16 protein-coding genes are annotated in these 12,591 nt (G+C 64.5%); 10 read left to right on the forward strand and 6 right to left on the reverse strand.

The genetic code is table 11. The annotated features are described in order from the left end of the window. The 3 genes from IVB47_RS13270 to IVB47_RS13280 all read left to right on the forward strand — a co-directional run. Nucleotides 1–934 (forward strand): carboxyl transferase domain-containing protein (locus tag IVB47_RS13270; RefSeq protein ID WP_276576871.1); only part of this gene is annotated, 934 nt, incomplete at its 5' end. A 4-nt stretch (nucleotides 935–938) separates the two neighbouring features. Further along, the gene (locus tag IVB47_RS13275; RefSeq protein ID WP_247462049.1) at nucleotides 939–2,942 is read left to right on the forward strand and encodes an acetyl/propionyl/methylcrotonyl-CoA carboxylase subunit alpha; all 2,004 of its coding nucleotides are present in this window, start codon (nucleotides 939–941) and stop codon (nucleotides 2,940–2,942) included. 1 nt (nucleotide 2,943) lies between these two features. After that, complete coding sequence (locus IVB47_RS13280; protein WP_247462051.1) at nucleotides 2,944–3,855, forward strand: hydroxymethylglutaryl-CoA lyase; 912 nt, start codon at nucleotides 2,944–2,946, stop codon at nucleotides 3,853–3,855. Nucleotides 3,856–3,902: 47 nt separating this feature from the next. Here IVB47_RS13280 and IVB47_RS13285 read toward each other — a convergent pair whose 3' ends face one another. From IVB47_RS13285 to dctP, 3 genes are read right to left on the reverse strand one after another with little or no spacing between them, the layout of a single operon-like run. Next, nucleotides 3,903–5,261, reverse strand: coding sequence for a TRAP transporter large permease (locus IVB47_RS13285; protein WP_027569941.1), 1,359 nt, complete (start codon nucleotides 5,259–5,261; stop codon nucleotides 3,903–3,905). Beyond that, entirely contained in the window at nucleotides 5,258–5,812 is a 555-nt protein-coding gene (locus tag IVB47_RS13290; RefSeq protein WP_027517812.1) for a TRAP transporter small permease, read from the reverse strand. The genes IVB47_RS13285 and IVB47_RS13290 overlap by 4 nt, the downstream gene beginning before the upstream one ends. Beyond that, nucleotides 5,809–6,831, reverse strand: coding sequence for a TRAP transporter substrate-binding protein DctP (gene dctP / locus IVB47_RS13295; RefSeq protein ID WP_247397891.1), 1,023 nt, complete (start codon nucleotides 6,829–6,831; stop codon nucleotides 5,809–5,811). Before dctP ends, IVB47_RS13290 begins: the two co-directional genes overlap by 4 nt. A 329-nt stretch (nucleotides 6,832–7,160) precedes the next feature. Between dctP and IVB47_RS13300 the strand changes: the two genes are divergently transcribed. After that, entirely contained in the window at nucleotides 7,161–7,403 is a 243-nt protein-coding gene (locus IVB47_RS13300) for a pentapeptide MXKDX repeat protein (RefSeq protein WP_007610178.1), read from the forward strand. A gap of 138 nt (nucleotides 7,404–7,541) precedes the next feature. On the opposite strand, the gene IVB47_RS13305 is transcribed toward IVB47_RS13300, so the two are convergent. Beyond that, a complete protein-coding gene (locus IVB47_RS13305) occupies nucleotides 7,542–7,889 on the reverse strand; it encodes a DUF6481 family protein (RefSeq protein WP_247462053.1) in 348 nt (115 codons plus the stop codon). Between the two features lie 268 nt (nucleotides 7,890–8,157). On the opposite strand from IVB47_RS13305, the gene IVB47_RS13310 reads away from it, so the two are divergent. The 3 genes from IVB47_RS13310 (at nucleotide 8,158) to IVB47_RS13320 (ending at nucleotide 9,688) form a co-directional block, all read left to right on the forward strand. Next, complete coding sequence (locus tag IVB47_RS13310; RefSeq protein ID WP_247286132.1) at nucleotides 8,158–8,394, forward strand: hypothetical protein; 237 nt, start codon at nucleotides 8,158–8,160, stop codon at nucleotides 8,392–8,394. Nucleotides 8,395–8,470: 76 nt separating this feature from the next. Beyond that, nucleotides 8,471–8,719, forward strand: coding sequence for a hypothetical protein (locus IVB47_RS13315; RefSeq protein ID WP_247434577.1), 249 nt, complete (start codon nucleotides 8,471–8,473; stop codon nucleotides 8,717–8,719). 183 nt (nucleotides 8,720–8,902) lie between these two features. Beyond that, on the forward strand, nucleotides 8,903–9,688 hold the full coding sequence (locus tag IVB47_RS13320; RefSeq protein WP_247397899.1) for a hypothetical protein: 786 nt from the start codon (nucleotides 8,903–8,905) through the stop codon (nucleotides 9,686–9,688). A gap of 106 nt (nucleotides 9,689–9,794) precedes the next feature. On the opposite strand, the gene IVB47_RS13325 is transcribed toward IVB47_RS13320, so the two are convergent. Continuing rightward, the gene (locus tag IVB47_RS13325) at nucleotides 9,795–9,956 is read right to left on the reverse strand and encodes a hypothetical protein (RefSeq protein WP_199198412.1); all 162 of its coding nucleotides are present in this window, start codon (nucleotides 9,954–9,956) and stop codon (nucleotides 9,795–9,797) included. Nucleotides 9,957–10,202: 246 nt separating this feature from the next. Here IVB47_RS13325 and IVB47_RS13330 point away from each other — a divergent pair, with 246 nt between their 5' ends. Beyond that, on the forward strand, nucleotides 10,203–10,352 hold the full coding sequence (locus IVB47_RS13330; RefSeq protein WP_197031201.1) for a hypothetical protein: 150 nt from the start codon (nucleotides 10,203–10,205) through the stop codon (nucleotides 10,350–10,352). Nucleotides 10,353–10,585: 233 nt separating this feature from the next. Then, nucleotides 10,586–10,804 (forward strand): hypothetical protein, encoded by a 219-nt coding sequence (locus tag IVB47_RS13335; RefSeq protein ID WP_027569948.1) that lies wholly within the window; start codon nucleotides 10,586–10,588, stop codon nucleotides 10,802–10,804. 125 nt (nucleotides 10,805–10,929) lie between these two features. Here the strand turns inward: IVB47_RS13335 and IVB47_RS13340 are convergent, their stop codons facing one another. Beyond that, entirely contained in the window at nucleotides 10,930–11,157 is a 228-nt protein-coding gene (locus IVB47_RS13340) for a DUF2171 domain-containing protein (RefSeq protein ID WP_063994351.1), read from the reverse strand. A gap of 139 nt (nucleotides 11,158–11,296) precedes the next feature. On the opposite strand from IVB47_RS13340, the gene IVB47_RS13345 reads away from it, so the two are divergent. After that, entirely contained in the window at nucleotides 11,297–12,580 is a 1,284-nt protein-coding gene (locus IVB47_RS13345; protein ID WP_247462055.1) for a hypothetical protein, read from the forward strand. Nucleotides 12,581–12,591: the final 11 nt, after the last annotated feature.

Here is a 12,591-nt window from a genome sequence, read left to right on the forward strand (position 1 = left end):
AGTGGTGACCGCGGAGGAGCTTGGTGGCGCCGACGTGCACTCGCGGCAATCGGGCGTGACCGATCATTATGCCCAGAACGACGCACACGCGATCGGCATCGCCCGCCGCATCGTCGGCACGCTGAAGCCATCGGTACGACCAAACCTCAACATGCATCCGCCGCGTGATCCCTTGTTCGCGGCGGAGGAGATTTACGGCGTGGTGCCCGTCGACGGGCGCAAGCCGTTCGACGTGCGCGACATCATTGCGCGCGTCGTTGATGGTTCCGAGTTCGACGAGTTCAAGAAGCTCTACGGCACGACTCTGGTCTGCGGCTTCGCCCACGTCTGGGGTTTTCCGGTCGGTATCATCGCCAACAACGGCATCCTGTTCAGCGAGAGCTCGCTGAAGGGGGCGCATTTCATCGAGCTGTGCTGCCAGCGCGGCATTCCGCTGGTGTTCCTGCAGAACATCACGGGCTTCATGGTCGGCAAGAAATACGAAGCTGGCGGCATCGCGCGGGATGGTGCGAAACTCGTGACGGCGGTCGCGACGGCGTCGGTGCCGAAATTCACCGTCGTGATCGGCGGCTCCTACGGCGCCGGCAATTACGGCATGTGCGGCCGCGCCTACTCGCCGCGCTTCCTCTGGATGTGGCCGAATGCGCGCATCTCGGTGATGGGCGGCGAGCAGGCCTCGATGGTGCTGAGCCAGGTCCGGCGCGACAATATCGAGGCCAAGGGCGATAGCTGGTCGAAAGAAGACGAAGATAAATTCCGCGAGCCGATCCGCGCGCAATACGAGAGTCAGGGTCATCCATATTATGCGACCGCGCGTCTCTGGGACGATGGCGTGATCGATCCGGCCGATACAAGGCTGGTGCTCGGCCTCGGCCTCTCGGCGGCGTCGAATGCGCCGATCGAGCCGACGAAATTCGGCCTGTTCAGGATGTGATGCGATGGACCGCTCAAAGCTCTACCGCCGTTTTCGCACGCTCCTGATCGCCAACCGCGGCGAGATCGCCTGCCGCGTGATCCGCACCGCGCGCGCCATGGGCCTGCGCACCGTGGCCGTCTATTCCGAGGCCGACCGCGACGCGATGCATGTCGCGCTCGCCGACGAGGCCGTGCTGCTCGGTCCCGCACGTGCCCGTGACAGCTATCTCAACGTCGAGCGGCTGATCGAGGCCGCGCGCAAGACCGGCGCGGAGGCGATCCATCCCGGCTACGGCTTCCTGTCGGAGAATGCCGAGTTTGCGCAGGCGTGTTTCGACGCCGGCCTGGTCTTCGTCGGCCCCACCGCCGCGATGATGACCGCGATGGGCTCGAAGTCCGGCTCCAAGGCGCTGATGGAGAAGGCCGGCGTACCGCTGGTGCCCGGCTATCACGGCGAGGCCCAGGACGATGCGACGCTGGCGAAGGCCGCCGAGAAGGTCGGTTTCCCTATTCTGGTGAAGGCCTCCGCCGGCGGCGGCGGCCGTGGCATGCGCATCGTTCGCTCGGCGGATGAACTCGCGCCTGCGATCGTCAGTGCGAAGCGCGAGGCCAAGGCCGCGTTCGGCGACGACCGCATGCTGATCGAAAAATATGTAGACAATCCCCGCCACATCGAGGTGCAGGTGATCGGCGACAGCCACGGCAATCTGCTGTCGCTGTTCGAGCGCGAATGCACACTGCAGCGTCGCCACCAGAAGGTGATCGAGGAGGCGCCGTCGCCGACGCTCAATCCCGCCCAACGTGAGACGGTCTGCGCCGCCGCGCGAAAAGCGGCCGGGGCCGTCAACTATGTCGGCGCCGGCACTATCGAGTTCGTCTCCGACGGCAAGGACGTGTTCTTCATCGAGATGAACACCCGTCTCCAGGTCGAACACCCCGTGACCGAGCTGATCACCGGCATCGACCTGGTCGAGTGGCAGTTGCGCGTCGCCTTCGGCGAAGCGCTGCCGCTCAAACAAGATCAGATCAAGCTCAACGGACATGCCGTCGAGGCTCGGGTCTACGCGGAGAACCCGACCAAGAACTTCATGCCCTCGGTCGGCAAGATCTCGACCTGGCGGTTGCCCGCGGAAACCGGCGGCCTGCGCATCGACGCGGGCTATCGCGAGGGCGATGCCGTCTCGCCGTACTATGATGCGATGCTAGCGAAGATGATCGCCTGGGCGCCGACGCGTGATGTCGCGATCGAGCGGCTGAACCGCGGGCTTGAGGACTCAGACGTTCGCGGCATCGTCACCAATATCCCGTTTCTCTCCGCCCTGATCACGCATCCGAAGGTGAGGGCGAATGCGATCGACACTGGCTTCATCGAGCGCGAGCTGGCGGTGCTGACGCAGGCCACGCCGGCGCCGGGAGAGCTCGAGCTGTGTGCCGCGGTGGCCGCCGTGATCAACGACGAGCGGCAGGCCGCGCAGGCGGAAGCGAATTCGCCCTGGCAAACCTTTGGCTGGATGCCGGTCGGCCGCCGCCAGCGCAGCTTTGCGTTCCGCGTCGGCCACGGGCCGGAGCAGAAGGTTAGGCTGAACTACGGCAGCGGCCCGTCCACACTGGTGATCGGCGAGCGCGAGCTGGCGTTCACGATCGTGGTGAAGGACGGCGGCTTCGATCTGACGCTTGACGGCGTCAAAACGTCGGTCGCGGCCGTGATCGATGGTCATGAGCTGTATTTGCGCACGCGCAACGGGCGATTCGACCTGCATTGGGTCGATCCGTTCGGCGGCGAGATGGAGGAGCAGGCCGGCGCGGACAAGATCGCGGCGCCCTTGCCGGGTACCGTCGTCGCCGTGCTGGCGGAGGAGGGTGCCAAGCTCGAGAAGGGCGCGCCGATCCTGACGCTGGAAGTGATGAAGATGGAGCAGACGCTGCGCGCGCCCTATGCCGGCGTGCTGAAGTCCATCAAATGCAAGGTCGGCGACATCGTCCAGGAGGGCGTCGAGCTCGCCGTGGTCGAGCCTTCCGGAGAATGAGATGAGCGATCCCGTCGGCATCATCGAAATGGGGCCGCGCGACGGCCTGCAGAACGAGAAGACGGCGGTCAGCGTCGAGGCCCGCATCGCCTTCATCGAGGCGCTGGTCGCGGCCGGCCTCAATACAGTCGAGGTCGGCGCCTTCGTCTCGCCTAAGGCGATCCCGCAGATGGCGAGCTCGGACGCCGTGCTGCGCGGCGTCAGCCACCTGACCGGCGCCGAATTCCACGTCCTGGTGCCGAACGAGAAGGGCTATGACGCCGCGCGCGCGGCCGGCGCCAAGATCGTCTCGGTGTTCGCGGCGGCCTCCGAGGGCTTTTCGCGGGCCAACATCAATTGCACGGTCGCGGAGTCCATCGAACGGTTCAAGCCGGTGCTGGCACGCGCCAAGGCCGATGGTGTGCCGGTTCGCGGCTATATCTCATGCGTGCTCGGTTGTCCGTTCGACGGCGAGATCAAGCCGAAAGCCGTCGCCGATCTCGCCACCACGCTGTGGGAGCTCGGCTGCTACGAAATCTCGCTCGGCGACACCATCGGGGTCGGCACGCCCGAAAAGGCGAAGGAGATGCTGCGCGCGGTCAGCGCCAACATCCCTCCCGCCAACCTCGCGATGCATTTCCACGACACCTACGGCCAGGCACTCGCCAATCTCTATGCCGGGCTGGAGCAGGGCATCCGCGTCATCGACGCCGCCGCCGGCGGCCTCGGCGGCTGTCCCTACGCGCCTGGCGCGACCGGCAATGTCGCGACCGAGGACGTCGTCTATATGCTCGAGGGCATGGGGGTCAGGACGGGCGTCGACATGGATCGGTTGCTGGCGGCGACGAACGAGATGAGCGGCGTGCTGGGCAAACCGCCCGTGAGCCGCGTGGCGTCCGCGCTGAACGCTAGGAGCAAGCGCGCGACTTCCTAATTCCCGTCATTGCGAGCGCAGCGAAGCAATGACGGTGGACGCAGCAGCTACCTGCTCCCGTCCGGCCCCATCACCAGGTCCGGCAGCCCGGTCGAGATCTCCGGCACGAAGCACAGCAGCAGCACCGCGACCATCATCAGCAGCACGAACGGCAACGTGCCCCAGATCACTTCGCGCAAGGGAATGTCGGGCGCGACGTTGCGGATGACGAAGATGTTGAGGCCGACGGGTGGATGGATCAGCCCCATCTCCATCACGATGGTCATGACGACGCCGAACCAGATGATGTCGAAATTGGCGGCGCGGAGCGGCGGCAGGATGATCGGCGCGGTCATGAGAATGATCGAGACCGGCGGCAGGAAGAAGCCGAGTACGACGACCATGACGAGGATCGCGAACAAGAGTCCCCAGCGCGGCAGATGCATCGCCACGACGGATTCGGCGGCCGATTGCGAGATGTGGAGATAGCTCATCACGTAGGAGTAGAGCAGCGACATGCCGATGATCATCATCAGCATGGTCGATTCCCGGATCGTTGATTTCAGGATTGGAGCGAGGTCGCTCGGACGCCACACGCTGTAGATCGCCGCGATCAATGCCAGCGCCAAGAGGCCGCCGAGGCCAGCGGTCTCCGACGGCGTCGCATAGCCGCCATAGAGCGCGATCATGACGCCGGTGAGTAGCAGCACGAAGGGGATCACGCGCGGCAGCACGCTGAAACGTTCCGCGAGCGTGTATTCGTCACGGGCGAGGATCGCAGCTTCCGGGCCGCCGTTCTTGTAGATCGCTTCGGCCGCGGCGTATTCCTGGCGGAAGCGGATCACGGCGTAGACGCCGAACAGCGAGACCAGCAGCAGGCCGGGCCCGATGCCGGCGAGGAACAGCCGTCCCAGCGATTTTTCGGCGGCGACCGCAAACAGGATCATGGTGATCGACGGCGGCAACAAAATGCCGAGCGTGCCGCCGGCGGCGATGATCCCGGCGGCAAAACCACCGGAATAGCCGCGCTTGCGCATCTCGGGGATGCCGGCCGAGCCGATTGCGGAGCAGGTCGCGGGCGAGGAGCCCGCCATCGCCGCAAACAACGCGCAGGCGAACACATTGGCGACGCCGAGGCCGCCGGGGACGCGGTGCAGCCAGGCGTGCAGGGCCGAGTAGAGATCCTGGCCCGCGCGCGACTTGCCGATCGCGGCGCCCTTCAGGATGAAGAGCGGGATCGACAGCAGCGTGATCGAGGCCATTTCCTCGTAGACGTTCTGCGTCACCGTATCGAGAGAGGCGGCGGGCATGTAGATGCCCATGAACACGACCGCGACCGCGCCGAGCGCGAACGCAATCGGCATGCCCGAAAACATCACGACCAACGTCGCGATCCCGTACGCGAGGCCGATACCGAAAACGCTCATGAACGCCTGGCTCCAGCGAAAGGCAGCGCAAGCTGCACGAGGATCTGGACGCAGAGCAGGCTCATGCCGAACGCCATCAGCGAATAGGGGATGGCCAGCGGCGGCGACCACATCGAGTTCGAGACCTGGCCGTCGACATAGGCTTCATGCGCCAGTGTCCACGACTTCCAGGCGAAGAAAGCGCAGAACAGAAGCGTCACGGCATCGACCAGCCAGAGCCTGATCCGGTTCGCCAGCGGTGAGAGCAGGCCGACGAACGCCTCGATGCCGATGTGACCGCGGTTCTGCTGCACGTAGGCGGCCGTCATGAAGGTGGCGCCGACCAGCAGGAACACCGCGGCCTCGTCCTGCCAGTAATTGGCGGCCTTGAACAAGGCGCGGCTGAGCACGCTGTAGCTCAGGATGGCGCAGGCCGCGATCAGCGCAATCGCTGCGAACACGACGATGATGTTGTTGAGGATGGCGAGACCGCGATCGATCGCCGCCGCAAGGCCGGTCCTTGCGGCAGCGTTTGCCTGGTCGTCACGATCCGGAAGCGGACCGTGGCTCATGCGGCGACGTCGGTCGCGAGCTTGAGCAGGTTGGCCGAGGTCGCGGTCTTGGCACCGTAGTCCTTCCAGGCGGTGTCGCGGGCGATGTCACGCCACTTGCCAACGGTCGCGGCATCGAGCACCGAGACCTTGGCGCCGGCCTTTTCGTAGACCTTGGCGACCTCGACGTCGTCGTCCTGCGCGCCCTTGCGGCCGAAGGCTTCGAGCTCGGTGCCGACTGCGAGCAGGACGTCCTGCTGGTTCTTCGGCAGCTTGTCGAAGATCGCCTTCGACATCATCAGCGGCTCGAGCATGAACCAGTAGGACGCGCCCGCGCCCGAGGTCAGCGATTTCGCGACCTCTTCCAGGCGGAACGAGATCAGGCTGGTCGAGGAGGTGATGCCGGCATCGCAGGCACCCGTCTGCATCGCTGCGTAGATTTCGTTCGAGGGCACCGACAGCACGGATGCGCCGGCGGTCTGCAGCACCATATCCATCTCGCGAGAGCCGCCGCGCACCTTGAGACCCTTGGCATCTTCGGGGGCCACGATCGGCTTGGAGCGGCTGGCGACGCCGCCGGCCTGCCACACCCAGCTGAGCAGGATGATGCCCTTGTCGGCGAGGAAGTCGGTCAAGGCCTTGCCGACCGGCTCCTTCTTCCAGCGCATGCCCTGGTCGTAGGTGGTGACGAGGCCCGGCATCAGGCCGATATTGGTTTCCGGCAATTCGCCGCCGGCATAGGGCATCGGATAGAGGCTGATGTCGAGCGCGCCCTTGCGCATCGCGGAGAACTGCGCGTTGGTCTTGATCAGGGAGGAGTTCGGATAGATCTCGGCGGCGATGTCGCCATTGCTGCGCTTGGTGACTTCGGCGGCGAACATGCGGCAGAGCCGGTCGCGGAAATCGCCCTTATCGACGGTGCCGCCGGGGAATTGATGCGAGATCTTCAGCGTGGTCGCGGCATGCGCGGTGCCGGTGCCGAAACGGAGAATGGCGGGTGCGGCGACGGCGGTCGCAATCAGGTGGCGGCGCGTAAGCATGGCGTGATTCCCTTGGACGGTTTCTTGGACGATTTTTTGGACGGTTCTTTGGAGGGCCTTGTTTGCCGTGATTTTGGGTTGGTCTTTGAGACCGTGCTGAAGCCCATCCTAGCCGGTCTTTCGGACAATGTTCTCTCATCTGATAGTTCGAGACCGAATGCCGCGGCAAGTGCCGGCCATGCTGCGTTGCACACTTCTGATTTACTGCATCAGCGGCAATTGCCGCGGAAATTTATCAGCGGCCGCGTAACAACGCCCCGTGGCAATCCGTCGAGATCAGATAGCGGCGTCCGTCGCTGACAAACCTCATCTGGAAGGGAAGACCAGTCATGACCATTCGTACCCGCATCGCGCTCGGCGTTTCAGCGGCCATTCTCTCGCTCGGCCTCGCGCTGTCGCCGGCTGCCTTTGCCCAGGACAAGATGGGCAAGGATGACGGCATGATGAAAAAGGACACGATGTCCAAGGACGGCATGAAGAAGGACACCATGTCCAAGGACGACGGCATGAAGAAGGACACGATGTCGAAGGACGGGATGAAGAAAGACGACGGGATGATGAAGAAGCACTGATCTTCCATCGTCGAGGAGCCGCTTGCGACAGGCAGACGCGCGCCAAAAATCCGGGGGCGGTCACGTAGACCGCCCCCGGAGTATTGTTTCAGTCCAAATTCAATTGAACGTGACTTGCGAGCGTTAGACTTGCGAACGTTACTTGCGCTTCGCCTTACGGGCGGCGTAGCGGGCGTCTCGCTTGGCCTTTTGATCGGCCTCGGCTTCGGCCGCCTTCGCGACGGCTTCTTCGGCTTCGCGGGCGATCCGCGCGGCCTCGAGCGCGGCAACCTCTTCTTGAAGGCGCTTCTGCTCGGCCTTTTCCGTCTCGCGCGTAGCCTTTGCCTCGGCGCGCTTGGCCGCAAGGGCCTCGCGCTCCGCACGCTTCGCCACAACCGCGGGATCATCCGGCCCCGGCTGCGACTTGAATTTGTTCAAAAGGTTTTTGCGTGCTTCCTGTGCCGCCTTTTGCCGGTCGGAGAAGCCTGGTTCCCTAAATCCACTCATCGGCGAACCTTGTCATCCTCGCTTTCGATCCTACATCACTGCCTGTTGGTACGTCGGCTGGGCATAGCGGGCGCCGCGCGACGCAGATGCGTGTACATCGGCGCGCGCCGTGATGCCACCTATAATCGCAGCCGATCAGGTAGACGAAAATCGCCGCCCCCGACGATCTCTCGTAGCCCCGAAAAACTGCCGAATTGTGATGTCCCTCATAAGGGGGCACCAGGGCGGTGCCTAGCGTCCGCCCGGGTATGAGACGCGGAGCACGGGTATGACGATCTCAAGACTGAGCCTGAAGGCGCTCGCAATCGCCGTCGCGGTGGCAGCCCTGGCCGGTGCGGCGCTGCTCCTCGCTGGCCCGCAGCCGATCGAAAGTGCCGTCTTGGGTGCAGATTGGGAATGCACCCAGACCGCGTTTGTACTTACGACCTGCGCACCGCGGGTCCAGCAGGCGATCCCGGCGGTCGAAACCTCGCGCAAGGAAGCGATCCGGCCCACTCGAGGCTAACCGGGAGAAGCTTGGGCGGGATGTGACGCCACCCCGCAGAGGTGATAAAGCCCGCTCGCCCCGTAATCGGTCAGCCATGTCCAAGTCCGAAGCCAATTCCGAGCCTAAGTCCAAAGCTAAGCCCGAATCGGGCGCTAAGCTCAAATCCCCTCCAAAACCTCAGGCCGGTGACAACCGCCGCGGCGCCATCGCCGGCTTGATCATCGCGATCGTGATCCTCGGCGTCGGCTGGTGGCTCGCCCGCGATCTCACCTCCGCGAGCAAGATGCAGGACTGCCTGATGTCCGGGCGAAGCAACTGCAATGTGATCGAGCCGGCCCGCTAGAGGCACTCCAGAGCGGCCCGGGCGGACGGAAAAATGTCGTGATCTTAATCATTTGTAACGGGACTGGGCGACCAAAGCAGGTCAGTCATGTCAGCCGGCATCAGCTCAGCGCGAGCCGAATCGTCTATCGCGCGAGGCATCACGGCCATTGACGGCAATCGAGAGAGTAGGGGGCAAGCACGCATGAGTGCGTCCAGTCGCATCAAGATCATCATTCCCTTGGTTTCGGCCATGGCATTGCTCGCCGTCCCGGCGCAGGCTCAGGACGCCAGACCGCCGAGAGACGCCGCCCAGCCATCGGCCGGGCCAGGCGGCGGCGCGCCGCCTCAGAACATGCGCAAGGGTCCGCCGCCGCAGCAGGCTGTCCGGCCCGCGCCACAGCCCGGCGGCCAGCCCCACGCTGGCGGTCCTGGTCATGCAGGTCCAGGTGCAGGTCCTGCGCCGCGCAATGCCGGCGGTCCGCCGCCCGGACGCAATTACGCCAGGGGTCCCGCGCCGGCGCGCGATTGGGGCGGACATGCCTATCGTGGCCATCTCGCCTGGGATGGCGGACGCTGGCGCCACGAGGTCCACAACGGCCGCTCCGGCTGGTGGTGGGATGTGGGCGGCGCGCGGTATTATTATCCGCAGCGGATGGAGGGGCCCCCGGCCTACATTTCGGAGGATTATTACGACGACGTGCCGGTCGCCTACGCCCCGCCCGTCGCCTACGAACCGCCGCCGCCTCCGCCGCCAGCCGACCCCGGCGCGAGCGCCCTTGGCGGCGCCATTGTCGGCGGTGTGCTGGGCGGCCTGATCTCGGGCAACGCCTCGGGTGCGGCCGCAGGCGCCGTGATCGGCGGTGCCACCGGCGCGATCGCCGGCGCGACGGCTGCTTCGCGCCCCGGCTACTATCTGGCCCAGGGCAACTGCTACTACCGTTATCCGAGCGGCCAGTATGTGCAGGCCGATCCCCGCGCGTGTTACTGAGCACTCCAGGCGAGAGCTGAAGCGAAGGGGCGGGCCAAGATCCCGCCTCTTTTCGTTTGGCGCTGGCCGTCAGCTGGCCCGGAATTAAAGAGGATCGGCCCGCGCCTCAGGACACCAGCCAGCCGAAGAACGCGATCGCGGCCCAGACCAGGCCTGCGATCCAGGCCAGCATCACGATGCCGATGGTTGCCAGATATGCGATGCCGAGCGGGTCGGATCGTTCGCGCCGCGTCGGGACGGCAATTTCGGCTGCGGCTTCTTGTGTCATGACGGGAATATCTCCCAAGCCTTCTCGCTCTCTGGGAGCGCTGAAGACTGTTTAGCGGAGACACCGGGCGCCGGCTGTGACGCACTTCACAGATCGGTGCGCGTCAAGCCCACAATGGTTGCCGGTCGTTCGACAGATGCGTGAGTTGGATCGCGTCGCAAATCCGTGTGGGGAGGCATTAACCCCGCAATCATACGGACGAAATTGCCACGCGCTTGTCCAGATCGTCCGGCTAGAATTGGCTTCATGTGTACCAAGTACGATCCACAGCATGAAGCCGAGGCGGCGATGAAGCGCGCCGTGGCGGCCGAAGGTCCCGACCGGCAACGTCTCATCGAGCTGGCCCTGGCCTGGCATCAACTCGCCCGCGACCGGCGCGAAGAGCGGACGGACTGAGCTCACGCTCTTACGACAAAACCCGTATTCACAGAAAAACCCCGTGCTCGGGGGGACAAGCACGGGGTTCTCGAGAGCCGATCGGGGCTGGCAAATCGGCACCACTGGATTTCGAACGCGTCGATCGCAGGTTCGTTCCGCGCCCCCTCAATTCTTTTCGCGCGAGATCAAGGACGACCGAGCGGGAGGCGCGTGCAGGTGGAACGTCGGTTTCCCGGCGACGTTGAGCCGCTATGACCGATCCCGAGTTGCGCGCACAATCCTTCGAGATTGCCTGGAAGTATCTCGACCAATCCGGCCTGCTGACTGGCGAGCGCAGGGACGCGGCCCGATTCATCCTGCACAGGATCGACCGCATGATGCTGGCTGGCGAAAGGCGACGATTGCTGCTGTCCAACGCCGCGATCGATGCCTACCGCTTCCGGCCCGTGCTCGTGACGCTCGACGCCTGACGCAAGTCGCCGAAACGCGACGTTAAGACTCGTTCGGATGACGATTTCCGATCGCGATTCGTTTCGCGGAACGAAGCGGAGCAGGATCGTGAATAAACAAAAAGCCTGCAAAGGGCTGCAGTGTGTCAGGCAGCTTCCGACTTTGGCACCGCGTCGGCATTCACCGAGAGCTTGACGACATCGCCTTCGACAGCACCCACATATTTCGTGTCGATGTAATGATGATGGTCCTTGTGACCTTCCGGGCTGTCCTTCCGCGTCAGCTTGATGCGGTTGCCCTCGACGCGGTCGACGGTGCCGACAGGTGCGCCGTCCTTGCCGATGATCTTCATGTGCTCTCTGATCTCGCTCATGATGTTCTCCCTATGAAGTGTCAACGGCGAGGGCCGGTCTTTGTTGCAAGGATGAGCGGGCCCGGCTGTTGGAGCCAATGCGTTCGCCGAACGTTGAAAGGCAGTCGCAATTGCCAAGACCACCATCATCAAGATCCGCATGGAGACCTCCGAGGCCTATCTCAAACGAAAGCACAGGGAAATCGGGCTGCTGAACGATTGCCTGAGGAACCCGCTGCATTTGGCTCGGCCGCAATCGGTCGAGGAGGTTGTAGACTCCAAATTTCAGCTCGCCGCCGCGCTGCGCGCGGAGCATGCGCTGCAGGACTGGAAGGCGACGGAGACGGCTTGGTCGCACGCAGCGTCTCCCTCCAGCGGTCCGTTCGTGTTCAGCTACGATTATCAGCGCGCGGACCTCAAGGTGTGCGGTCCCTCGTTTTATGAACTCGAGCGGGGCTGCAGGAGCGAGGCGATCTATACCGCTTCCGGCATGGCCGCGATCTCCGCACTGCTGCTCGCGTCCGCACGAACTATCGGCAAGGCAGACGTCGTAGTGCTGCCGGGCACCTACGGCGAGACAGTGGAGCTGATCGAGAGCCTCGTCCCCCATTTGCGGCTTGTGACCGCCAGGCTGCCGCTGGGCGAAGCGTTTGATGCGGCGGCCGCGCCACGGCTTCTGCTGCTGGATTCATGCGCCCCTGCCGGGGCGTTCGAGGCGGCTCTGCGCTGCGACGGTTCGGGGCTCGACCTGTTGATCTTCGACACGACATGTTTCGCCGGCAGGTCAGGGCGTATCCGGCGCGTCCTGAGATGGGCCGCGCGATGGGACATCCCCGTCGTGTTGGTGCGAAGTCACAACAAGCTGGATTCGCTCGGCGTGGAATATGGCCGGCTGGGCTCTGCCGTCTTCGTGCATTGGAGCCGGAAGGACCTCAAGGCAGGCCAGCTGCTGTCCGAAAGCCTGGCGGCGGAAACCCGCAATGCCGTCCGGCTTCTCGGTGGCGCGGCGTTGCCAGCGCACTTCCCGCCATTCGTGGGCTCGGCGGCCTATTGGGCCCTGACGAAAAGGCGCGTCGCGGCAATCCTGCGCAACGGTCGCCACACGGCGCGATATTTCGCCTCCGAGCTCGCTTCGCTCTCGGCCGAGCTGCATTTCACCCACGGCCTCTATGTCACGCTTCGCGGCAGGCGCGCCCTCGATGAGGCGACCGCGCGGCAGGCGGCCGACGACATGAGCCGCGACCTAAGCGGCAAAGGCTTCCCCATTCGCCACGCCGGCAGTTTTGGCTTCGATTTCGCGGCTACCGAGTGGTTTCACGATGCGACTACGGATCGGTACAGCGTCCGGGTGGCGGTGCCGGATCTGCCGACTGAGGTGTGGAAGGCGCTTGCGGCGGCGATCGCCGAGTGGTGGGCGCGACATCAGGGCAACACTGAAGGGTGAGTACGGTGCAA

It is taken from the genome of Bradyrhizobium sp. 62 (genome assembly GCF_023073035.1).
Classification (GTDB): Bacteria; Pseudomonadota; Alphaproteobacteria; order Rhizobiales; family Xanthobacteraceae; genus Bradyrhizobium.